Source organism: Shewanella sp., from assembly GCF_048265805.1.
In the GTDB taxonomy this organism is placed as follows: domain Bacteria; phylum Pseudomonadota; class Gammaproteobacteria; order Enterobacterales; family Shewanellaceae; genus Shewanella.
Genome location: NZ_JBLXAT010000043.1, coordinates 1 through 22,401, shown reverse-complemented (window position 1 = coordinate 22,401; position 22,401 = coordinate 1). Strand labels below are relative to the sequence as shown.

At 50.4% G+C, this 22,401-nt stretch carries 19 protein-coding genes; 2 read left to right on the top strand and 17 right to left on the bottom strand.

Annotated features, from left to right (window positions below):
• Positions 1-427 precede the first annotated feature (427 nt).
• Positions 428-3,151 carry a preprotein translocase subunit SecA gene (gene secA, locus ACN0TT_RS19300; RefSeq protein ID WP_417763755.1) on the bottom strand — a complete coding sequence of 908 codons (2,724 nt, stop codon included), beginning with the start codon at positions 3,149-3,151 and terminating at the stop codon, positions 428-430.
• A gap of 58 nt (positions 3,152-3,209) precedes the next feature.
• Positions 3,210-4,109 (bottom strand): M23 family metallopeptidase, encoded by a 900-nt coding sequence (locus tag ACN0TT_RS19295; protein ID WP_417763754.1) that lies wholly within the window; start codon positions 4,107-4,109, stop codon positions 3,210-3,212.
• A 28-nt stretch (positions 4,110-4,137) separates the two neighbouring features.
• Between ACN0TT_RS19295 and ACN0TT_RS19290 the strand changes: the two genes are divergently transcribed.
• Complete coding sequence (locus tag ACN0TT_RS19290; RefSeq protein ID WP_417763753.1) at positions 4,138-4,599, top strand: DUF721 domain-containing protein; 462 nt, start codon at positions 4,138-4,140, stop codon at positions 4,597-4,599.
• Here the strand turns inward: ACN0TT_RS19290 and lpxC are convergent.
• The 15 genes from lpxC to mraZ all read right to left on the bottom strand — a co-directional run bounded on the left by lpxC (position 4,596) and on the right by mraZ (position 21,510).
• The gene (gene lpxC / locus ACN0TT_RS19285) at positions 4,596-5,516 is read right to left on the bottom strand and encodes a UDP-3-O-acyl-N-acetylglucosamine deacetylase (RefSeq protein ID WP_417763752.1); all 921 of its coding nucleotides are present in this window, start codon (positions 5,514-5,516) and stop codon (positions 4,596-4,598) included. The genes ACN0TT_RS19290 and lpxC overlap by 4 nt on opposite strands.
• A 165-nt stretch (positions 5,517-5,681) precedes the next feature.
• Entirely contained in the window at positions 5,682-6,872 is a 1,191-nt protein-coding gene (gene ftsZ / locus ACN0TT_RS19280) for a cell division protein FtsZ (RefSeq protein WP_417763751.1), read from the bottom strand.
• Between the two features lie 34 nt (positions 6,873-6,906).
• A complete protein-coding gene (ftsA, locus tag ACN0TT_RS19275; RefSeq protein ID WP_238897276.1) occupies positions 6,907-8,142 on the bottom strand; it encodes a cell division protein FtsA in 1,236 nt (411 codons plus the stop codon).
• 3 nt (positions 8,143-8,145) lie between these two features.
• On the bottom strand, positions 8,146-8,910 hold the full coding sequence (locus ACN0TT_RS19270) for a cell division protein FtsQ/DivIB (RefSeq protein ID WP_417763750.1): 765 nt from the start codon (positions 8,908-8,910) through the stop codon (positions 8,146-8,148).
• A gap of 98 nt (positions 8,911-9,008) precedes the next feature.
• A complete protein-coding gene (murC, locus tag ACN0TT_RS19265; RefSeq protein ID WP_417763749.1) occupies positions 9,009-10,472 on the bottom strand; it encodes a UDP-N-acetylmuramate--L-alanine ligase in 1,464 nt (487 codons plus the stop codon).
• Positions 10,473-10,487: 15 nt separating this feature from the next.
• A complete protein-coding gene (gene murG, locus ACN0TT_RS19260; protein ID WP_417763748.1) occupies positions 10,488-11,579 on the bottom strand; it encodes an undecaprenyldiphospho-muramoylpentapeptide beta-N-acetylglucosaminyltransferase in 1,092 nt (363 codons plus the stop codon).
• Positions 11,579-12,793, bottom strand: coding sequence for a cell division protein FtsW (gene ftsW / locus ACN0TT_RS19255; RefSeq protein WP_417763747.1), 1,215 nt, complete (start codon positions 12,791-12,793; stop codon positions 11,579-11,581). The genes murG and ftsW overlap by 1 nt, the downstream gene beginning before the upstream one ends.
• Entirely contained in the window at positions 12,780-14,102 is a 1,323-nt protein-coding gene (murD, locus tag ACN0TT_RS19250) for a UDP-N-acetylmuramoyl-L-alanine--D-glutamate ligase (RefSeq protein WP_417763746.1), read from the bottom strand. Before murD ends, ftsW begins: the two co-directional genes overlap by 14 nt.
• A 4-nt stretch (positions 14,103-14,106) precedes the next feature.
• Entirely contained in the window at positions 14,107-15,189 is a 1,083-nt protein-coding gene (mraY, locus tag ACN0TT_RS19245; RefSeq protein ID WP_417763745.1) for a phospho-N-acetylmuramoyl-pentapeptide-transferase, read from the bottom strand.
• Complete coding sequence (locus ACN0TT_RS19240) at positions 15,190-16,539, bottom strand: UDP-N-acetylmuramoyl-tripeptide--D-alanyl-D-alanine ligase (RefSeq protein WP_417763756.1); 1,350 nt, start codon at positions 16,537-16,539, stop codon at positions 15,190-15,192. It abuts the gene before it with no gap.
• Positions 16,540-16,559: 20 nt separating this feature from the next.
• On the bottom strand, positions 16,560-18,029 hold the full coding sequence (murE, locus tag ACN0TT_RS19235; RefSeq protein WP_417763744.1) for a UDP-N-acetylmuramoyl-L-alanyl-D-glutamate--2,6-diaminopimelate ligase: 1,470 nt from the start codon (positions 18,027-18,029) through the stop codon (positions 16,560-16,562).
• Entirely contained in the window at positions 18,026-19,762 is a 1,737-nt protein-coding gene (locus ACN0TT_RS19230; protein ID WP_417763743.1) for a penicillin-binding transpeptidase domain-containing protein, read from the bottom strand. Before ACN0TT_RS19230 ends, murE begins: the two co-directional genes overlap by 4 nt.
• A complete protein-coding gene (ftsL, locus tag ACN0TT_RS19225) occupies positions 19,759-20,073 on the bottom strand; it encodes a cell division protein FtsL (protein WP_417763742.1) in 315 nt (104 codons plus the stop codon). Before ftsL ends, ACN0TT_RS19230 begins: the two co-directional genes overlap by 4 nt.
• A 10-nt stretch (positions 20,074-20,083) precedes the next feature.
• A complete protein-coding gene (gene rsmH, locus ACN0TT_RS19220) occupies positions 20,084-21,025 on the bottom strand; it encodes a 16S rRNA (cytosine(1402)-N(4))-methyltransferase RsmH (protein ID WP_417763741.1) in 942 nt (313 codons plus the stop codon).
• Positions 21,026-21,051: 26 nt separating this feature from the next.
• Positions 21,052-21,510, bottom strand: coding sequence for a division/cell wall cluster transcriptional repressor MraZ (gene mraZ, locus ACN0TT_RS19215; RefSeq protein WP_417763740.1), 459 nt, complete (start codon positions 21,508-21,510; stop codon positions 21,052-21,054).
• Between the two features lie 377 nt (positions 21,511-21,887).
• Between mraZ and ACN0TT_RS19210 the strand changes: the two genes are divergently transcribed.
• The gene (locus tag ACN0TT_RS19210) at positions 21,888-22,232 is read left to right on the top strand and encodes a hypothetical protein (RefSeq protein ID WP_417763739.1); all 345 of its coding nucleotides are present in this window, start codon (positions 21,888-21,890) and stop codon (positions 22,230-22,232) included.
• The last annotated feature ends 169 nt before the right edge of the window (positions 22,233-22,401 follow it).

The following is a 22,401-nucleotide window of genomic DNA, read 5'->3' as shown; positions in this document are numbered from 1 at the left end:
GACCTTTGCTTTCGCGCTTTGCCGTGTCAGTGGGTGCGCATTATAGGGACATCAAAAAACTGCGCAACCCCTTTTTTCGAGTTTTTTTGAATTTTTTTAAAATAGTTAGATAGTCACAATTTACACACGAGTTACCCCAAGAGTTATCCACAAATCAGCCATTTGTGCAGATAATTTGACCGTTATTTTTAGCCATAGGATTTAGCGGGTACCAGCATTTATGGCCTTAACGCGACGCTCATATAGATAGACAAATGAATTATCGTGATGGCCTGATGAAGCTAAGCAATCAAGTCAGCTTATATAGGTAGAACTAAAGTGCGTGGAGCGGTTGTTATAGTTACTCGCTCACGTGGTAAAGAAGCCAATAAAACAAAAGGCGCCCTGAGAGGCGCCTTTCTAGTTCTTCTATATAGTCAGTATCGACTTAGCTCAACTTGCCATGACACTGTTTATACTTTTTACCTGAACCACATGGGCACGGATCATTACGACCCACTTTCTCACCATCGCGAATGACTGGTGGTGTAGGCATACCTGCTGGCGGTGTAGCATCTTCATCCATTGCTTCTGCCGCAGCATGTTGGAATTCACGTGCAATGCGCGCTTCATTCTCGCGGCGACGGGCTTCCATTTCATCAACATCTGATTGTGCTTGTACCTGTACTTTAGACAGAATACTAATGACATCATGCTTTAGTGTATCCAGCATCTGCTGGAACAACTCAAACGATTCACGCTTGTATTCCTGCTTAGGGTTTTTCTGCGCGTAACCACGCAGGTGAATCCCCTGACGCAGATAGTCCATCGCCGACAGGTGTTCTTTCCATAAACCATCGAGTGTTTGCAGCATGATAGCTTTTTCAAACTGACGCAGTACTTCAGCACCGACCATCTGTTCTTTAGCTTCATAAGCTTCTTGCCATTTCTGCTCGATACGCTCACGTAAAGTTTCTTCGTGTAGGTCGTCTTCGTTATCAAGCCACTCTTGCAACGGTAGCTTCAACGCAAATTCTTGTTCAAGACGCTCTTCTAGGCCAGCGACATCCCACAGCTCTTCTACTGATTGTGGTGGAATGTATTGGTCGATAACGCCGTTGATAACGTCTTGGCGAATACCTTCGATAGATTCTTTAATAGATTCGGCATCCATCAACGCATTGCGCTGTGAGTACACCACCTGACGTTGGTCATTGGCGACATCATCATATTCCAGCAGTTGCTTACGAATATCGAAGTTACGCGCTTCAACTTTACGTTGAGCATTTTCGATAGCGCGTGACACCCATGGATGTTCGATCGCTTCACCTTCTTCCATGCCCAGTTTTTTCATCATTCCAGCGACACGGTCAGAAGCAAAGATACGCATCAACGCATCTTCCATAGAGAGGTAGAAACGTGATGAACCTGGGTCACCTTGACGGCCAGAACGACCACGCAACTGGTTGTCGATACGGCGAGATTCGTGACGCTCAGTACCAAGAATATGTAAACCGCCAGCGGCGATTACTTCATCATGACGTTGCTGCCAATCCACACGGATAGCTTCAATCTGCTCATCAGTTGGATTTTCTAGGGCTTCAATCTCAGACTTCCAGCTACCGCCGAGCACGATATCGGTACCACGACCTGCCATGTTAGTGGCAACAGTCACTGTGCCTGCGCGACCAGCTTGGGCGACAATTTCCGCTTCATGTTCGTGGAATTTAGCGTTCAACACTTGGTGAGGAATTTTGCGCTGCTTCAACAGGTGTGACAGCAACTCAGACTGTTCGATAGACACGGTACCCACCAATACTGGCTGACCACGCTCACGACAATCTTCAATATCTTTAATGATGGCTTCGTATTTTTCACGGGCAGTAAGGTAAACCAAATCTGCCATATCTTTACGAACCATTGGGCGGTTAGTTGGCACCACCACCGTATCTAAGCCATAGATATGTTGGAACTCAAACGCTTCGGTATCGGCAGTACCGGTCATCCCTGCTAGCTTCTCATATAAACGGAAGTAGTTCTGAAAAGTAATTGACGCCAGCGTTTGGTTTTCGTTTTGAATTTTCACGCCTTCTTTAGCTTCCACCGCTTGGTGTAAGCCTTCAGACCAACGACGCCCCGCCATAGTACGGCCAGTGTGTTCGTCCACAATCACGATTTCGTTATCTTGTACTACGTAGTCGACGTCTTTTTCGAACAGATGATGCGCACGCAAGCCCGCATTAACGTGATGCAGCAGTGACAAGTTAGCCGCTGAGTACAGTGACTCGCCTTCGGCCAGCAATCCGGCATCACTTAGCAGTTGCTCAATTTTCTCTTGACCACGTTCGGTCATGTTCACTTGCTTCGACTTTTCATCGATAGAGAAATCACCGTCACCAGTGAACTCATCTGAGTCTTCTTTCTCTTGACGAATTAAGCGCGGGATCAGCGCGTTAACTTTGATGTACAGCTCGGAGCTGTCTTCAGCAGCACCAGAAATAATCAGCGGAGTACGTGCTTCATCGATCAGGATCGAATCCACTTCGTCAATCAGAGCATAGTGCAGTGGACGTTGTACTCGCTCGTTCGGCGAGAACGCCATATTGTCGCGTAGGTAATCAAAACCAAATTCGTTGTTCGTGCCATACGTGATATCCGCAGAGTATGCATCAACTTTCGCTTGATGCTGCATCCCCGACAGGTTCACACCCACGGTCAAACCTAAGAACTCAAACAATGGGCGGTTAGTTTCCGCGTCACGCTTCGCCAAGTAATCGTTGACGGTGATCACGTGTACGCCTTTACCACTGATAGCATTCAGGTAGGCTGGCAGCGTTGCAGTCAGAGTTTTACCTTCACCGGTACGCATTTCGGCAATACGGTTTGAGTCCAACACTAGACCACCGAGCAGCTGCACATCAAAGTGGCGCATTTCAAATACACGCTTTGATGCTTCTCTCACCGTTGCAAAAGCTTCAGCTGTAATCGATTCCAGAGATTCACCTTGTTCAAGGCGGGTGCGGAATTCGGCAGTTTTGGCTTTGAGTTGCTCATTGGACAGCTGTTCATATTCAGCTTCCAGAGCATTAATTTTATTAACAACCTTACCCAATGCCTTAAGTGTGCGTTGGTTACGGCTACCAAAAATTTTTGTCAGTACTTTACCTAACATCTGAATCACTTATTAGTTGTAGGCCAGACTCAATATGAGGCCGGCGGCCAATTTCCGTTTAACCCGCGTGACGATACACAAATTGCTTTGGATCGATCTGTTGACCGTTACGCAGTACTTCGTAATGCACATGGGGACCGGTAGAACGGCCGGTACTCCCCAAGCTGGCGACTTTCTCGCCTTTGGCAACCACATCACCTACAGCTACTGACAAAGCTTTGTTATGCCCATAACGGGTACGCAATCCATTACCGTGGTCAATCTCCACTAAATTGCCATAACCAAACATGTTTCCTGCCCATGTGACTACCCCTGCACCAGTGGCAAGCACATCGGCTCCTTCTGCGCCCGCAAAGTCGATGCCTTTATGCATCGCTCGGTGACCATTAAAAGGATCGTTTCGTAAACCGTAGGGCGAAGATAGCCAGCCTTTGCCGACTGGTCGCCCGGATATGTAACGCTCTTGTTCTATATTGAGATTGCTGGCAACTGTTTCAAGTAGCCCAAGCTGAGTGTTACTGTTATCTATACCTAACGCCAGCCGCTCCATATCATTGAGCAACTGATCTAATTCGATACTGGAACCATATTCACTCGGACCGCCAACGCCTACATCGGCGCTGAAGTCGAATTGGTCATCTAATTGATAGTTTTGGGCGAGTTGTTGCCCGAGTGCTTCAAGCCGTGTGAGTTTGGCTTGCATCTTGGCGACGTGTGTCACCAGCATAGAGAGTTGATTCTCAGTGGCGGTTTTGAGTTGTTTGACTTGCCGCTGTTGCTGCTCTCGCGCTTGGCGCTCATTGTCAACACTAGTTTGCTGGGATTCGAATCGCTGTTGGTTATATTGATACAAACCCGCGCCAGCAGCGATCAGCAGCATTGGCAATAATAGCCAACGCTTACCCGGTTGCCAGCGTGTTACGCCATTCCGACCCTGAATAAAAACTGTTACACTCATAGCCTCGTTAAGCCATCTTATTATCGTCATGAAAAAGCTGCCGCAACATCTCAGTCAACTGATGCATCAGTCAGGTGTGTTACCAGAACTCACTGAACGGGCGGAGCTTTTGTTATATTTGGACAAAACCGTTAAAGCCATGCTTTCCGGTCCTGTCTGCGCACAGCTTACCGTTGCCAATTTTCGTCAAAATACTTTGATCATTGAGACCTCAACTGCAGTTTGGGCTGCACGACTGAACTTTCAAAAAGCTCATTTATTGCAGCAACTCCAATCTGAGGCGCTCCCAATGCTTACCGCTATTGAGGTGAAAGTCAACCCAAGTCTGATAGCTCGCGAGGTAAAACCTAATCTGCCTCACAGACAAATTAGCGAATCTACTGCGGCTCATCTGGCCGATCTTGCTGAAACAACTGGCGGTAGCTTGGGCCTGAAACTAAAACGGCTGGCTGCATTAGCCAGCCGCAAAGGCACTGAAAACTCGAATTAAGCCATAACCACCGAAGCTGGCATACTGAAACTGACTGGGGCGTCGGCTTCTTTATCAAAGCTAACCACTTCCCAAGCTTCAGCGTTGGCTAGCAACGCTCGCACCAGCTGATTGTTGAGTGCATGCCCAGTTTTATAGGCGCTGAACTCACCGATGATGGCATGTCCGGCGACGTACAAATCACCGAACGCGTCCAAAATCTTATGCTTAACAAACTCATCCTCATAACGCAGGCCATCGGGGTTGAGGACGCGATATTCATCAAGCACAACGGCATTTTCCATACTGCCACCCAACGCTAGGTTATTAGCGCGCAGATATTCAATATCACGCATAAAACCAAAGGTTCTTGCACGACTGATATCTTTAATGAAGGCAGAAGAAGAAAAGTCCATCACCATTTTCTGCTGGCTACGAGCGATTTCTGGATGAGCAAAATCAATAGCAAAATTCACTCGGAACCCTTTAAAAGGTTTGAGTTCTGCCCATTTGTCACCATCTTCAACACGAACCGTTTGCTTAATTCGCAGATATTTTTTGGCAGCCGCCTGCTCTTTTACTCCAGCGCTTTGCAGCAGGAATACAAATGGGCTAGCACTACCGTCCATGATTGGGATTTCAGGCGCATCGACTTCAATCACGGCATTATCAATACCAAGGCCAGCTAATGCAGCAAACAAGTGTTCAATCGTAGAGATACGAACACCGTCGTTATTCACTAACGCTGTACACATGGTCGTTTCTCTGACCAGATCTGCTTTCGCCGCAATGGCAACCGCAGGTTCGAGATCGGTGCGCATCAGCACTATCCCTGTGTTGACGGGTGCCGGTCTAATCGTCAAAGTCACTTTGTTGCCGGAATGCAATCCGACCCCTGTGGCTTTTACCGTATTTTCAACAGTTCTTTGAAAAATCATTTAGTTACCCGTATTAAACTCAACGTTAAATCATTTAACCGCACAGCAAGTCCTCAGTATTCTGCCGAGGAGGTCGGATATCTTAACATATACCAACCATTTCACAAAAAATACTGATGCTGTCATCCGCAGCAGATGTACACATTATCACCTAAAGAACGCAGATTAATCTGCTTGCTTCCGCAAAAATGCCGGAATATCCAGATAATCAAGCTCACTCTTATTCGGCGTTGGTGCTACTGCTGGTTGTGGCGATGGCACCGTATTACCTTTAGTAACATGTGCAGTTGGTTCTTCAACTGGTACATGGTGTTCGACCTTAGGTTCTGCTACTGGTTCATTGCGTACAGTTTTAGTGGTTGGCACCAATTGGATATCAGGCTTGCGCTCAGCACCAATACCGGTGGCCACTACAGTCACACGCAGTTCATCGCTCATTTCTGGGTCGATAACAGCACCAACTACAACGGTAGCGGTATCTGAAGCGTAGGCTTTCACGTGGTTACCCACGGTTTCAAACTCTTCGATACTCATGTCCATACCGGCAGTGATGTTTACCAACACGCCACGTGCACCCGCCAAATCGATATCTTCCAGCAGTGGGCTGGCAACAGCGGCTTCTGCCGCTTCTTCAGCGCGATCTTCACCACGAGCCACACCAGTACCCATCATGGCGTTACCCATTTCTGACATCACAGTGCGTACGTCGGCGAAGTCAACGTTAATCAAACCAGGACGTGTGATCAGTTCAGCAATACCTTGCACAGCCCCAAGCAAGACGTTGTTAGCTGCTGCAAAAGCATCTAACAATGACGTGCCACGTCCCAGCACTTTCAACAGTTTTTCGTTAGGGATGGTAATCAACGAGTCCACATTTTTGGCCAGCTCAGCAATGCCCTGCTCGGCATATGCCATACGTTTTTTACCTTCAAATGGGAAAGGTTTAGTCACCACGGCAACTGTTAAGATGCCTTCTTCTTTAGCAATCTGCGCCACTACGGGGGCAGCACCAGTACCTGTACCACCGCCCATACCAGCAGCGATAAAGATCATATCGGAGCCAGCAATCGCGGCGCGAATGCTTTCACGATCTTCTTCCGCAGCGGCACGGCCAATTTCAGGATTGGCACCGGCGCCCAAACCTTTGGTCACGCTACGGCCCAACTGAATAGTGGTGCCAGCAGCGGATTTACGCAGCGCTTGTGCGTCAGTGTTAGTGACCATGAACTCAACACCTTCGATGTTGTGTTCAACCATATGCTCGATAGCGTTACCGCCACCGCCGCCTACACCGATGACTTTGAGAACTGCATCGCTCATCGCATCGTCTGAATGGGTATCCATGATTTCAAACATGGGCTAATTCTCCCTGCTACCTGCGTTATTGAGTTTAAAACTCACCTTTGAACCAACTCTGGACCCGATTCCATAAGCTGGTTACCCCTTGGCGCTCAGGCTTTTCAAGCTGACGGTCCATCAGCCTTCTGGCGCCATAATGCAGCAACCCCACCCCAGTAGAGTAAATGGGTTGATCAACATATTCGTATAATCCTTTGACTGGCAGTGGCTTCGCCACCCGCACAGGCATGCCGAAAGTCGCTTCGGCAATATCTACCGCGCCTTCGATCGACGCAGTACCACCAGTGAGTACTACACCCGCGGCAATTTGATCTTCCAACCCGCTATCTTTCAATTGTTTAAACACCAGCTCAAACAACTCTTGGTAGCGCGGCTCGACGACTTCAGCCAACGTATGGCGGCTCATTGTCCGAGATGGACGACCTCCAACCGATGGCACTTCAATACTATCTTCACGACTTACCAACGCACTACGGGCGCTGGCATATTGCACTTTAATCTGTTCCGCATGTGACAGTGGCGTACGGAAAATTTTGGCAATGTCGCTAGTCACTTGGTTTCCAGCAACCGGAACAACGGCGCAGTGGCGCAACGCACCGTTGGTATAAACCGTGATGTCGGTGGTACCGCCGCCGATATCCACTAAGCAAACCCCCAGGTCCTTCTCGTCGGCGGTCAGCACAGAATCTGCTGATGCGATGCCGGAGAATACGAGGTCATCCACTTTTAAGCCACAGCGTTCAACACTTTTAGTGATGTTTTTCGCCATATCGTTCGCACAAGTGACAATATGTACCTTGGCTTCCATGCGCATCCCAGACATACCGATAGGGCTGCGAATACCTTCTTGTACATCAATGGCATATTCCTGCGGCAACACATGCAAAATACGACGTTCCGTAGGGATCTTCACCGACCGCGCAGTATGAATCACGTTCTCAACGTCTTCTGAGGTCACTTCCTCATCGTTGATTGACACCATGCCGTTTTCATTCTGACAATCGATATGTTTGCCAGAAATACTCAAATAGACCGATGACACTTGGCAATCGGCCATTAATTCCGCTTGATCTAACGCGCGCTGTACACTGCGTACGATTGAATCGAGATCGTTAACCCCACCTTTATCCATGCCGCGTGACGGATGATTGCCAAGACCAACAACGCTGATCTCGCCATCCGGCAGCACTTCACCGATAATCACGGCAACTTTTGAGGTACCAATATCTAACCCAACGATCAGATTTCTTTCTTGGTTCTTGGTCATCGATCACTGACTCTCTTTTTGTGATGCTTCCCAGCCAACGGCCAGTCCAGTGTCGTAACGCAAATCCACCCGCGCTACGCTTTTATCCTGTTTCAACATTTCCGGATACACATTAATAAAACGTTGTATCCGCGACATTTTATCTTCTCGGCCGAGGTCGAGCACAATGCCATTAACTAACTCTGCCTCCCACGCTAACCGTGGGCTTAAATGCAATTTATGCAGATGGAAACTGTTAATACTCAGTAACTCTTCTATCTGTCGATATGCGGTTAACACATCCAAACCGCGTTCGTCGGGGCCTGATAACCAAGGCAACGACTCCAGCTCCGGCTCTTGAGGCGCGATAAACACGTCACCATGTTCATTGAGCCACTCGGTGCCATTCCAATGGGCGACCGGCACCTGTTCTTCCAAATACACCTTGAGCTTGGCAGGCCAATCACGCCTTACCGATGCTTGATAGACCCAAGGCAACGCCTCAATCGCGTGCTGTACTTCCACCACGTCGGCACTAAAAAAACTGCGTGCCATCAAGTCTCGCAACGCGTTGCGGATCTCTTCGTCACTGGTAAAGCGCCGTTCACCGTTTACTGCTACTGCTTGGATCGGTAATGCTTCAGCATCGTTGAGCAGTACCTCCAACTTCCAGCCAGCAAATGCCAGCCCCAACAGCACCAACAACAAAAAACTCAGGCCACTGATCAAATACCAATTGGCGCTGTTGATCCGCTGCCGCAGCGTCACAAATTTTTGCCTCAATCCCATGTCACAGGCCCAGTCACGACGGCGGAAAAACGGCCATTATACGGAGCCGAAAACCTTGGTCAAAATTTATCGTACCACCGGCAACAACCGACTGTTTTTTATTCAGTTGCATCACCATTTGCCTGCGGTTTGAAGCCAACTTGACTAGCCACCAACGACTTAGATAATGCGCCGATATTGCCCGCACCTTGGGTCAGCATCAGGTCGCCGTTTTGTAATAACCCTGGCAACAACTCCACCAATTGCTCTGGCGCAGCCACATAAACGGGGTCCACCTGACCACGCAGTCGAATGCTACGGCACAGGCTACGGCTATCCGCGCCTGCAATCGGGGCTTCACCTGCCGGATAAACCTCCAGTAGTAACAGGCAATCCACATGCGATAACACTTCAACGAAGTCTTCATACAGATCGCGGGTTCGCGTGTAGCGATGCGGCTGAAATGCCATCACGAGACGTTTCTCAGGCCAGCCAGCGCGCGCCGCTTTAATGGTCGCCGCCACTTCACTTGGGTGATGACCATAATCATCCACCAGCATGATGTCACCATTAGGCGTATGGTAGTTGCCCAGATATTGGAATCGACGGCCGATACCTTGGAACTCTGCCAACGCCGTTAGAATAGCGGCATCTTCAATATCATCTTCGGTGGCAACCGCAATCGCTGCCAGCGAGTTCAGCACGTTATGACGGCCGGGGAGATTCAAGGTGATGTCAAGATCATCGCGGCCTTTACGGCGCAACGTGTAATGACATTGCCCTACGGTTTGGCTGAAATTAAGCGCTTGTACATCAGCATCGTCACTAAAACCGTACGTCACCATGTGGCGACCGATACGCCGCATAATGTTGCGCACCACTGGGTCATCAATACACAACACGGCTACGCCATAAAACGGCAAGTTATGCAGGAAATCGACAAACGTGGTTTTTAACTTTTCAAAATCGCCGCCGTAGGTATCCATATGGTCAGCTTCAATGTTGGTCACTACCGACACCATCGGTTGCAAGTGCAAGAACGATGCATCGCTTTCATCGGCTTCTGCGATCAAATAGCGGCTATGCCCCAAACGCGCGTTAGTGCCTGCACTATTGAGCAAACCACCAATCACAAATGTTGGATCGCGCCCCGCTTGCCCATAAACACTGGCGATTAAGCTCGTGGTGGTGGTTTTACCATGCGTCCCAGCAATCGCAACACCGTGGCGGTAGCGCATCAGCTCGGCCAACATTTCGGCACGGCGCACGATGGGCGTGCGATTGGCTTTAGCGGCCACCAACTCTGGGTTATCCGTTTTGATAGCTGTAGACACCACAACCACGTCGACATTCATCACCGCTTCTGCGGTATGGCCAATAACCACCTTGGCCCCCAACGAGCGCAGTCGTTCAGTCACGCCATTATCGGCGATATCTGAACCACTGATCTGATAGCCTTCATTCAGCAGTACTTCGGCAATACCGCCCATACCGGCGCCACCAATTCCCACGAAATGAATACGCCGCACCCGACGCATCTCAGGAATGGTTGCTCGTAATTGGGCGTATTTAGCTGCATTCATTCTTCATTCTGTCCTTTACTGTGCCAATTGTTGGCATACATCAGCGACACGCGCGGTAGCATCAGTAATGGCTACTCGTTGTGCGTTTTGTCCCATCTGCACTAGCTGTGGTCTATCCGCTGCTAGCGCGAGTAATTCCTGTGACAGTGTTGCTACTGTCATCTGTGACTGCGGTAATAACCGTCCGGCATTGGCATCAACCAATACTTTGGCGTTGCGCGTCTGATGATCATCTACCGCATGTGGTAACGGTACGAGAATCGACGGTAATCCCACAGTGGCTAATTCAGATACCGTTAACGCACCTGCGCGGCAAACAACGACATCTGCCCAACGGTAGGCGGCTTCCATATCATCAATAAAATCCGCCACTTTTACGCGGCCTTCTTGACCGACTTGTTGGTACGCTTGCATGAGCGCATCTTGATTACCTTTGCCCGCCTGATGCCACACAGTGACCGAACATTGTTGGCTCACTTTGGCAACGGTTTCGGGCAAAACCTCATTAAACACGCGCGCACCTAAACTACCGCCCACCACCAGCACTTTGAGTGCTTCGGACGCTGATGAGCTACGTGGCTCTTGTCCTAATGTCACTAACTCTTGTCGAATCGGATTGCCGACCACCACGGCCTGCACATCCGCAAAGGTATCGGCAAAGGCACACAAGGTACGACTGGCGATTTTCGACAGCAGCTTATTGGTCAGTCCCGGAATGGCATTTTGTTCATGCAACACTAGCGGAATACCCGCCAATTTGGCGGCTAAACCACCCGGAGCACTGGCATAACCTCCCATGCCCAAAACCACGTCCGGTTTAAACTCACGGATCACGGCGCTGGCCTGCCATACAGCACGCACGACTTTCAATGGTGCGGTTAACTTACGCAGCCATCCGTTACCACGCACCCCTTTGATATCGATAAAAGCGATATCAAAACCGTGTTGTGGTACTAAGCGCGCTTCCATACGGTCTGCCGTGCCTAACCATTGCACGTGCCAGCCCTGCTGCGCTAAATGTCTGGCAACCGCGAGTGCAGGAAATACATGGCCACCGGTGCCACCTGCCATCACTAAAATGCGTTTGCCGTTATCGCTGCCCACCATCAGGAGGTTCTCCCTTGTACCGCTTGTATCAAACTCAACCGACGTTCGTAGTCGATGCGTATTAGCACCATCGCTGCGGCGGTCATCACCCATAAACTACTACCGCCGTAACTAATAAACGGCAGCGTCAAACCTTTAGTTGGCATCATGCCAATACTGGCACCGACGTTAACCACCGTTTGGAAACAGATCCAGATCCCAATGCCATATGCCAGATAACCCTCGAATGGCCGTTCCATCGCCACGCATTTGTGCCCAAGCTTAAGCGCACGAATGGCCACAAACAGCAGCACTGCCAGCACCGCCACAATGCCCACAAACCCGAGCTCTTCGCCAATCACCGCAAAAATAAAGTCGGTGTGAGCTTCTGGCAGGTATTCCAATTTCTGAATACTGTTACCTAAGCCTTGGCCAAGCCAATCACCGCGACCATAGGCCATGAGTGATTGAGTGAGCTGATAACCGCTGCCAAACGGATCTTCCCATGGATCTAAAAACGAGGTCACACGGCGCATACGGTACGGCTCAAATACCACCAGACCTGTAAACACGATTGAGCCAGCCAGCAGCAACACGAAAAAGTCGAACAACCGTGCCCCAGCCAAAAACAGTAAACCCACTGTAATAACGAACAGTACAATCACCGAACCCAAATCCGGCTGCAGAATAATCAACAGGGCATAGAAGACAAACACGGCAATCGGCTTATAAAAGCCTTTCATGTTCTCGCGTACCTCTTGGTGGCGCCGCACTAGGTAACCGGCCATGTACATGGTGAACACAAGCTTGGCAATCTCCGCCACTTGAATTCGCACGGGGCCAAGCGACAGCCAGCGACTCGCGCCATTCACCTTGGTACCAACAATCAGCACCGCAATCAGCATGACCGCTACGCCAAGTAACATCCATGGGCTAAACTGCTGCCAACGCTCCATCGATATCCGCAACACCACGGAGGCGATCACGGCACAACCGAGCAGATAAAACAGATGCCGCCAAACAAAATAAAATGGATCGTGCGTTAACGTTTGCGCCTCTGGCATAGAGGCGGACATCACCATCACAAAACCAAAAGCAATCAGTGAAATAATGGCGAACAGCAGCTGCCGGTCATACAACTGCATGCCCGGTGCTTCACGGTCGCTAAACCAATCTGCCCATGGCCAGCGTACGCTGCCATTGAACAGACTGAGCTGTTTTTCACTGCTGCTCATCGAGCGCCTCCACCCGCGCACAGAAATCATCACCACGCACCATAAAATTAGGGTACATGTCTAAGCTGGCACAGGCTGGCGATAGCAGCACGATATCGCCTGAGTTTGCGATCTCATTGGCTTTAGCTACCGCTTGCTCCATGTTAGCGACTTTAATAGCGCCCTCTTTCAAGGCGGCAATCTTGTCACCATCACGACCCAAAGTAATCAAGGTACTGACACTGCCTAACGCATCTTTCAGAGTGGAGAAATCCGCTCCTTTACCGTCACCGCCAGCAATCAAAATAATATCGCCAAGGTAATCACTCAGCCCCTGCAACGCAGCTAGGGTGGAGCCGATATTGGTGGCTTTGGAATCATTCACCCAACGCACACCATTTTTAGAAGACACCAACTCACAGCGATGGCGCAGCCCTTTAAATTGAGTCGCAACTTTGGCCATTTCCGCCTTACCCACGCCCGCAGCATCGGCTAACGCCATTGCCGCCAGCACGTTGGCATGGTTGTGACTACCGAGCAGTGAAATGTCAGCAATGTTCATAATCTCGCTGCTGCCATGCATCACTTTGCCATCGGTAATGCCCCATTCGTCGCCTTCAGGATTACCTAAACCAAAGCTGTTGTTGTTCATCGGAGACAGCGGTTCGGTTTGTTCATCGTCGCGGTTATAGATAGCCAACCGCGCTTGATCATAAAGGTGAAGCTTGGCACGGCGATATGATTCCAAATCACTGTAGCGATCCATGTGATCGGCACTGATGTTGAGACACGTCGCCGCAATACAATCGAGGCTATCGGTTGTCTCTAACTGAAAGCTTGATAACTCGAGCACATAGTGCGTTGCGTACTGATTAAGTAGCTCGAGCGCAGGGACACCCAAGTTGCCGCCAACGGCGACATTGATCCCCGCCTCACGCAACATCTCGCCCACAAGCGTGGTCACCGTGGATTTACCGTTAGAGCCGGTGATAGCCAACACACATGGCGGACGATCAGCAATCGCACGAGCAAACAGCTCCACATCACCAATGACTTCAATGCCCATGTCTAACGCGACGCGCACTTCTGGTGTATCGGTCGGAATGCCCGGACTGATAATGATCTGTTGTGCTTGCACTAACGCGCGGCAGTCAAAACCTCCAACACGGCATTCTAACTGCGGAAATTCAGCCTTAATCTCGTCAATGCCTGGCGGATTACGGCGGCTATCCATCACCAATGGCGTGATGCCTTGCGACATGAGATACCGCACTACCGATTTACCGGTAGCGCCAAGTCCCATCACAATATGCGAGTAACTTTCAGCCATGTCCTTACCTCAGTTTTAGCGTTGCTAAACCTAACAACACCAAAAACAATGAAATGATCCAGAAGCGCACAATCACGCGTGGCTCCGGCCAACCTTTCAATTCATAGTGGTGATGAATTGGCGCCATGCGGAAAATCCGCTGACCGCGCAGTTTGTAGGACCCAACCTGCAAAATGACCGAAACCGTTTCCATGACAAACACCCCGCCCATGATCACCAACAAAATCTCTTGGCGCACAAGCACGGCAATCACACCTAATGCAGCCCCCAGTGATAATGAGCCGACGTCGCCCATGAACACTTGCGCGGGATAGGTGTTAAACCATAAAAAGCCCAAGCCAGCACCAACGATGGCGGTACACACGATGACCAGCTCACTCGATCCCGGCAGGTGCGGAATATTCAAATAGGCGGCAAACTGGGCGTGACCAGACAGATAAGCGATCAGCGCAAACGCCGCAGCTACCATCACCGTTGGTGTAATCGCCAATCCGTCGAGACCATCGGTCAGGTTGACCGCGTTACTGGAACCGACAATGGTGAAGTACGCCAGCACCATAAAGAACGCCCCTAATTGCGGCATAATCTCTTTGAAAAATGGCACGACCAGTTGTGTCTCACCCGGCAGGCTAGCGCTGTAATACAGGTAAACCGCCACCACGAGCGCCGATACCGATTGCCACAAATATTTCCAACGTGCCGCCAAACCGTTAGGGTCTTTACGGATCACCTTACGGTAGTCATCCATAAAGCCAATCAATCCGTAAGATGCCAACACAAATAGCACTACCCATACATAGCGGTTGTCCAAATCGCCCCACAACAGCACACTTAAAAAGATACCAGCAAGGATCATCAAACCACCCATCGTTGGGGTGCCACGTTTACTAAAATGCGATTCTGGTCCGTCGTTACGTACCACTTGACCAATCTGCAGTAATTGCAATTTTTGGATCAGTCGAGGTCCCCACCACAGTGAAAAGGTGAGCGCGGTTAGCAAGCCCAAAATGGCTCGAAACGTTACATAAGAAAACACGTTAAACCCGGTATAAAACTGGGTCAGATACTCCGCCAGATAAACCAGCATCTACACTAACTCCCCGCGCCCTTGGGCTGCTATCAAGGCTTCTACTACTCGCTCCATTCGCGAACTGCGAGAGCCTTTTACCAATACAGTCACTGTCCCTTGTTGCTGTTTGATATCTGTTATTACTTGCTTAACCAGTTGGTCGACATCCGCTAAATGGGCTGCCCCGAATCCTTCGCTGGCATGTTGAGTCAACTCACCGCAGCAATAGAGTGCCGAAATTCCGGCCTGCTTTGCTTGTTCACCTAGCTGGCGGTGTAGCAGCGCGGCATTGTCGCCTAATTCCCCTAAATCCCCTAGTACCAAGGCACGAAATCCTTGCAGATCTTTTAGCCAATTGATGGCGGCATTCACAGAAGCTGGATTGGCGTTATAGCTATCATCCACCAGCAGCACGCGACCAAACTGATGTGGCACCATACGACCTTTCACCGGAGTCATGGCTTCTAAGCCCGCTTTAATCACCGCCAAGGGGACATTGAGCGCGATGCAGATAGATGCCGCAGCAAGAGCATTACTGACTTGGTGTCGTCCAGCAAGCGGCAATTCAATACCAATGTGCTGTAACTTGTAGCCCAGCACGAACTGATAACGGCCGCCGATGTCCGCGTGGAGTTCAGTTGCCATCACATCAGCATCACGCTCACAAGAGAACGCTAACTGACGATGTCCCGCTGAGGCTTCACGCATCACCGCCGCATAATGGTCATCCGCATTAATAATGGCGGTGCCATCAACCGCTAAGTGTCGAAAAATCTCTGATTTCGCGCTCGCCACCCCAGCTTCAGAACCAAAGCCCTCTAAATGGGCGCTAGCCACGTTATTCACCAAGGCAACTTCTGGCCGCACGATAGCGGAGGTGTAATCAATCTCACCGGGATGATTAGCGCCTAATTCAAATACGGCATACTCATGGATTGGCTGCAGTCGCAGCGCGGTCAATGGCACACCGATGTCGTTATTAAAATTGCCTGCGGTATACAGCACGGAGAACTGTCGCGCCAGAATCGACGCCACCATCTCTTTCACGCTGGTTTTACCGTTTGAACCAGTGAGTGCAACGCAACGAGGCGCGAGCCGATCACGCACTAATTTGCCTAATTCACCCAACGCCTTGTGGGTATCGGTCACCACCAGTTGCGGCGTAGCAACGGGCAATTCGCGGTTAACCAATAACGCAATGGCACCGGCTTCGATGGCGTTAGTGACATAATCATGTCCATCTAAACGCTCGCCTTTGAGGGCGATAAATAAACTGTTGTCGGCCATACGGCTGTCGGTCGTCACTTTGTCAACCACCAGATCAGCAGCCAGTGACGGAACCACGCGCGCACGTAACGCAATAGCCATTTCAGCGAGCGTCAACGCAATCATTGCTGACCTCCACAAAGCTGCATGGCCAAGGCGCGCTCATCGTAGTGACGGCGATGTCCGTTAATTTCTTGGTATGTTTCATGTCCCTTGCCTGCCAGCAGGAGCAGATCTCCTGGCTGTGCTAATGCCACGAGCTGTTGAATCGCGGCTTCTCTATCTACTTCAAATAATGCCTGCTCGGGATGCTGCAATCCGGCGCGAATGTCGTTAAGAATGGCTTGCGGATCTTCGCTGCGGGCGTTGTCGCTAGTGACCATGATTTTGTCAGCCAGCGCCTCGGCAATCGCGCCCATCTCCGGTCGTTTGCCAGTATCGCGATCGCCACCACAGCCAAACAGGCACCACAATGTGCCATCACAGTGACTGCGGGCCGCTTGTAAGGCTTTCTCTAAACCATCGGGTGTATGGGCATAATCCACCACTAACGAATAGCCTTGTGGTGCGGTAAAGCATTCCATCCGCCCGGCGACTGGCTGCAATTTCGGCGCGAGCGCCAACAGTTGCTGCATGTCGTAACCCAAGGCATAAAGTGCTGATAAGGCGGCCAGCAGATTCGACAGGTTAAACTCGCCCAGCAGGCAAGTATTTAGCTCGCCGACACCTTCAGGCCAATGGATCTGTGCTCGAATACCTGCGTAATGAAACTCCGCCGCACTCGCACGAATACGCGCTAAAGGCTCACCCCGCAGCGAATAGCCCAACGTTAATGTTGGTGCTAACTCACTAAACCACTGCGCACCCACTTTATCGTCAAGGTTTATCACCGCGGTTTTCACTGACGGGAACGACATCAAGCGCCGTTTGGCGGCAGCATATGCTGCCATGCTATGGTGAAAATCAAGATGGTCGCGGCTTAGGTTGGTAAACACCGCCACTTCAAACGGCACCGCATCGACACGCCCTTGCACCAAACCGTGGCTGGAGACTTCCATTGCACAAACGTTTAGCTGTTGCTGCGACATTTGAGCGAGTTGCGCCATCACAGTCACTGCATCTGCGGTGGTATTGCCAGTATCCACTAACTGCCCAGGACGACCATTGCCGATAGTACCCATCACGCCGGCAGTTTGACTGAGCAACTCCACCCACTGTGCCATCAGTTGAGTCACTGACGTTTTACCGTTAGTGCCAGTCACCCCCACTACACGGGTTGACCACGTTTGTGGTTGATAGCATTGGGCGGCAACAGCTGAGATTTGACGGTTAAGCTGGAAAAAGTCGATGATCAGTCCCTGCTCACGGTGCACAGCACCATGTTCTTCAGGCACATCGGTATGACGTAAAATCGCAGTGGCCCCTTGCGCCAGTGCCGCCGCAATAAACTGGCGACCATCGCTGCGAAAGCCCGGCACGGCGATAAATAGGTCACCCGCTTGCACTTTACGACTATCCAAGGTCGGTGACTTAATCGTTTCATGGCCCGCATAGTGGAACCAAGGCGCGAGCAGATCGGTTAACGAGATCATTGTTGACCTCCTAATGTGCCCGCTAATTCAATCACTTCGTGTGATGGTAAAGGTTCTACGTTCAGCATCTGCAATGCACCTGACATCACTTTGCCAAATACAGGACCAGAAACATCACCGCCGTAGTAGTGATCGCCTTTAGGCTCGTTCACTACGACCACCATGGCAAGCCGTGGATTATTCGCAGGCGCTACACCAGCAAACAGGGCGACATAATCATCGCCATAGCCACCAGCAATCGCCTTACGGCTCGTACCAGATTTACCCGCAACCGGATAACCATCAATGTGCGCTTTGGTGCCGGTACCACCCTCTTCGGTGACCCCCACCAACATTTTCAATACTTCTTGGGCAACATTTTCAGACAGCACGCGCGTACCCTCTGGCGCTTGTTTGAGTTTCAAAATCGATGATGGGTACAGAATGCCGCCACTGCCTAAGGTGGCGTACATCCGCGCCAGCTGCAGTGGCGTTACCGTCAACCCGTAACCAAAGGCTAAGGTCGCTTTTTCAAAATCCGACCAACGATGACGGTCCTGCACTAAACCGGCACTTTCACCGATGATGTTAATGCCAGAATAGCTCCCCAAGCCGAGGGATTGATACGTGCCCAGTAACTGCTGAATTGGCATCTGCAACGCCAATTTACTAATGCCTACGTTACTGGATTTTTTAAGAATTTTAGCGAGCGTCATATCGCCCCAGTTAACACCGTCCCGCACTTGGCGACCACCAATACGCATCCATCCCGGTGCAGTAGGAATGACATCACCGGGCTTAACGATGCCAGATTGCAACGCCGCAGCCATCACAAAGGGTTTTACCGTGGAGCCCGGCTCATAAGCATCTGCTAACGCACGGTTACGCATGCGATGGCTCTGCAGTTGATCACGGGAGTTCGGGTTATAGGATGGGGTGTTGGCCATCGCTAATACTTCGCCTGTGCGCACATCTATCATCACGAGCGAAGCCGATGTGGCTTGATAAATTTCAGTTGCGCGCTTCAATTCGCGATAGGCCAGTTGTTGGATGCGTTGATCGATGCTCAATACTAGATCGTTAGGGCTTTCACCTTCCTGAATAATATCGAGTCGCTCAACAACGCGGCCATCACGGGATTTACGTACTTTCTGCTTTGACGGCGTACCAGTCAGCCAGTTGTCGTAGGTGCTTTCTAAGCCTTCAATTCCGACATCATCTATGTTGGTAATCCCCACCAGCTGCGCAGTAATTTCGCCCGTTGGGTAATAACGACGCGATTCGGCCTTGAGGTAGATCCCCGGCAATTTCAATTGATTGATATAAGCAGCAACTTCCGGCGTCACTTGCCGCTTGAGATAGGTAAAACGTTTCTTAGGATTTTCTTTTACGCGCTGCACCACATCCCCCACGGGCTCATGTAGCACGTCCGCCAACGCCTGCCAACGACGCATGTCGGCAAAACCGTCTTCATCGAAAACGACTTTAGGATCGGCATAAACCGCGCGTACAGGCACACTGACAGCCAGCATCTCGCCATTACGATCGGAGATCAGCCCACGCTGCACCTCATTAGAGGTGGTACGCAAAGTGCGCATATCACTTTCATGACGGAGTCTGCCCGGCTCCAACACCTGAATATATGCAGCACGAGCCACCAGTGAAAAAAATACCGCACAAACGAAAAATACCACCAGCTTTAAACGCCAGTGGAATGGTTCGGGTTTTGTAATCCTTTTCGCCTGCTTATTCATTGCAGTCTCACTACTATCTCTTTACTTGGTGAGGGGCGTTCCATATCCAAATCTTTGGTTGCTATCCGCGTCACGCGACTGTGCTCTGCTAATGACTGTTCTTCTAACAGCAGATTGCGCCACTCAATATCCAGTCGATCGCGTTCCTGTTGTAAACCATCCAATTGGCTGGTTTGGGTACGGCTGATATGACTGGTGTAAACTACCGCCACCGCATTCAATACCACAGCCAGACCAAGCAATATCATCCACTTGTGATACCAGATATCCTGCAGCACAATGCGGTTGAGATTGAGCGGTTTGGTCGCCATGTTGGTGCCCTTACTGCGCTAACCGCTCAGCCACACGTAATACCGAACTACGTGCGCGAGGGTTGAGTTCCAGCTCAGCTTCCGATGGTTTAATCGCCTTGCCTAGTGGCTGTAGCTTACGATTACGGTTTAGCTGCTCTTCGGAAATCGGCAGACCATAAGGCACCTCTTCCGCTTGGCTATATTTACGAATGAAGCGTTTCACCATGCGATCTTCGAGCGAGTGAAAACTGATCACCGATAAACGCCCGTGAGGTGCCAATACCTGCACCGCACCTTCTAACGCCTGACTAATCTGCTCTAATTCACTGTTGATATAGATGCGAATCGCCTGAAACACGCGGGTTGCTGGATGCTTGTTGCGCTCTTTGTGTTTAGTGATACGTTCGATCAGTGAGGCTAAATCTTTGGTACGCAAAAATGGCGTTTCGTCGCGATCGGCGGCAATACAGCGGGCAATGTGACGCGCATTTTTTTCTTCACCATAGGTTTTAAAAACCCATGCCATATCTTCAATCTCTGCGCGCGCCAACCATTCAGCAGCGGTTTGGCCTTTGCTGTTATCCATACGCATGTCCAGCGGGCCATCACGCAAAAAACTAAAACCACGCTCGGCATCATCCAGTTGCGGCGACGACACGCCCAAGTCCAATAACACGCCGTCAATCTTGCCGCTCAGTCCTAACTGCTCGATATATTCAGCGAGCTGGCCAAAACCGCCATGCACAATGGTAAAGCGTGGATCGTCCGCCAGCGCCTTGGCGGCTTCAATCGCTTGCGGGTCGCGATCGATAGCGATCAAACGACCATGTTCTCCCAGACGTGACAAGACCTGGCGTGAATGTCCACCACGGCCAAAGGTGCCGTCGACATAGATGCCATCTGGACGAATGTTTAACCCTTCCACGGCTTCATTCAGCAAAACCGATAGGTGTGCAAAATTTTCGCTCATTTGTCTCTTCTTTAGTTAAATATCACTTAAAGCGAAAAATCAGCCAGACGTTCACTGGCCGTAATGCCTTCGGTGCGGATAAGCGCCAAACTGTCATCCAACTGCTGTTGCCAGCGTTGCTCATCCCATAATTCAAATTTATTCAGTTGCCCAACCAACATCACTTTTTTGTCCAGTGAGGCAAACTGGCGTAACGGCGGCGTCAGCAAGATGCGCCCATTGGCATCTAACTCGCACTCCAGTGCGTAGCCCAACATCAAACGTTTCATCGCCCGCTCTTGCGGTTGAAAGTCAGACAACGTTTGCAGTTTTGCCGCTATGCGTTCCCATTCGTTACCGGGATAGATCAATAAACATGCGGATTGGATATCAACGGTGACTACTAGCCTGCCATCATGATTAGCACGCAACACTTCGCGGTATCGCGTTGGCATAGCGATCCGTCCTTTGGCGTCCAAGTTGAGGGCATTGGCTCCGGAAAACATCCGGCTCTCCTTAAAGTGTCAAAAAAGATCCACATTGATCCACAAATTCCCACGAGTGCTAAGTGTAGGGACAGTCAATAAAGCTTGTCAAGCGATGGGATCCCGTTTAAATCCAGCCACCAAGCGGGTTAGCGGCGTGTCACAGGAATAGTGGCTAGTGTCAAAAAAGTGGAGCTTAGTGGGATTTTGTCGCTAAATATCAGTTCGATAAGCGGACAATCAGGCAAGCATTACCGCGCTAACGGCAAAAAATGTGGATCTGAGTGGTAAATGTACAATCGCAGTAGAGGATCGCCATCAGTACGGCATCAACGCAACAACTCAAATTGATTAAAGTTTATACAAAATCGGCCGATAAAAATGTTGAAGACCAAGGAATGGCTACTGATAAAACACAACAGGGGGGCAACATTATGGCAATAGACGCAATATATGCGCTGCAGGCGCCACCCGCGCCTAATCAATTTAAACCAACGCAAGCCGTTAAGCAGCTGAGTAACAGTGCCGAAGTTGCTGCCGAACATGAAGAGCAGCAAAACACGCTGATACCTGCCACCAACGAGCGGCGTAAACGCCAAGATCGCCGCCGGAAACAGCGTGCGGTCGCGCTGGAGCGCCGCCAAGCTAATCGCCGTCAGCAGAACCCCGTCACCTCGGCACCTGATGGCGATAGCATCGACAATGTTATCGGTAGCGGCCATATCATTGATGTAATCGTGTGATTCGCAAGGCCCATTGGCCAATGCCCCAAACAATAAATATCATCCGTGAGCGCTACAACTTTAGCTGGTTGTTCAACATAGACGTAGGCGCTGCAAAACATCGAGTAGGGTGAGGCGCTAACGCCTCATCCCTCTCACAGAACCGTACGTACGGGCCTCGTATACGGCT

Excerpts from the sequence above, each read along its gene's own strand:
- ftsA (WP_238897276.1), bottom strand. The coding sequence starts at position 8,142 with ATGACCAAGAACCAAGAAAGAAATCTGATCGTTGGGTTAGATATTGGT.
- ACN0TT_RS19290 (WP_417763753.1), top strand. The coding sequence starts at position 4,138 with ATGAAAAAGCTGCCGCAACATCTCAGTCAACTGATGCATCAGTCAGGT.
- rsmH (WP_417763741.1), bottom strand. The coding sequence starts at position 21,025 with ATGAGCGAAAATTTTGCACACCTATCGGTTTTGCTGAATGAAGCCGTG.
- ftsL (WP_417763742.1), bottom strand. The coding sequence starts at position 20,073 with ATGGCGACCAAACCGCTCAATCTCAACCGCATTGTGCTGCAGGATATC.
- murD (WP_417763746.1), bottom strand. The coding sequence starts at position 14,102 with ATGGCTGAAAGTTACTCGCATATTGTGATGGGACTTGGCGCTACCGGT.
- murE (WP_417763744.1), bottom strand. The coding sequence starts at position 18,029 with ATGATCTCGTTAACCGATCTGCTCGCGCCTTGGTTCCACTATGCGGGC.
- ACN0TT_RS19295 (WP_417763754.1), bottom strand. The coding sequence starts at position 4,109 with ATGAGTGTAACAGTTTTTATTCAGGGTCGGAATGGCGTAACACGCTGG.
- ftsZ (WP_417763751.1), bottom strand. The coding sequence starts at position 6,872 with ATGTTTGAAATCATGGATACCCATTCAGACGATGCGATGAGCGATGCA.
- ACN0TT_RS19210 (WP_417763739.1), top strand. The coding sequence starts at position 21,888 with ATGGCTACTGATAAAACACAACAGGGGGGCAACATTATGGCAATAGAC.
- mraY (WP_417763745.1), bottom strand. The coding sequence starts at position 15,189 with ATGCTGGTTTATCTGGCGGAGTATCTGACCCAGTTTTATACCGGGTTT.
- ACN0TT_RS19230 (WP_417763743.1), bottom strand. The coding sequence starts at position 19,762 with ATGAATAAGCAGGCGAAAAGGATTACAAAACCCGAACCATTCCACTGG.
- lpxC (WP_417763752.1), bottom strand. The coding sequence starts at position 5,516 with ATGATTTTTCAAAGAACTGTTGAAAATACGGTAAAAGCCACAGGGGTC.
- ACN0TT_RS19240 (WP_417763756.1), bottom strand. The coding sequence starts at position 16,539 with ATGGCTATTGCGTTACGTGCGCGCGTGGTTCCGTCACTGGCTGCTGAT.
- murG (WP_417763748.1), bottom strand. The coding sequence starts at position 11,579 with ATGGTGGGCAGCGATAACGGCAAACGCATTTTAGTGATGGCAGGTGGC.
- secA (WP_417763755.1), bottom strand. The coding sequence starts at position 3,151 with ATGTTAGGTAAAGTACTGACAAAAATTTTTGGTAGCCGTAACCAACGC.
- murC (WP_417763749.1), bottom strand. The coding sequence starts at position 10,472 with ATGAATGCAGCTAAATACGCCCAATTACGAGCAACCATTCCTGAGATG.
- ftsW (WP_417763747.1), bottom strand. The coding sequence starts at position 12,793 with ATGAGCAGCAGTGAAAAACAGCTCAGTCTGTTCAATGGCAGCGTACGC.
- ACN0TT_RS19270 (WP_417763750.1), bottom strand. The coding sequence starts at position 8,910 with ATGGGATTGAGGCAAAAATTTGTGACGCTGCGGCAGCGGATCAACAGC.
- mraZ (WP_417763740.1), bottom strand. The coding sequence starts at position 21,510 with ATGTTTTCCGGAGCCAATGCCCTCAACTTGGACGCCAAAGGACGGATC.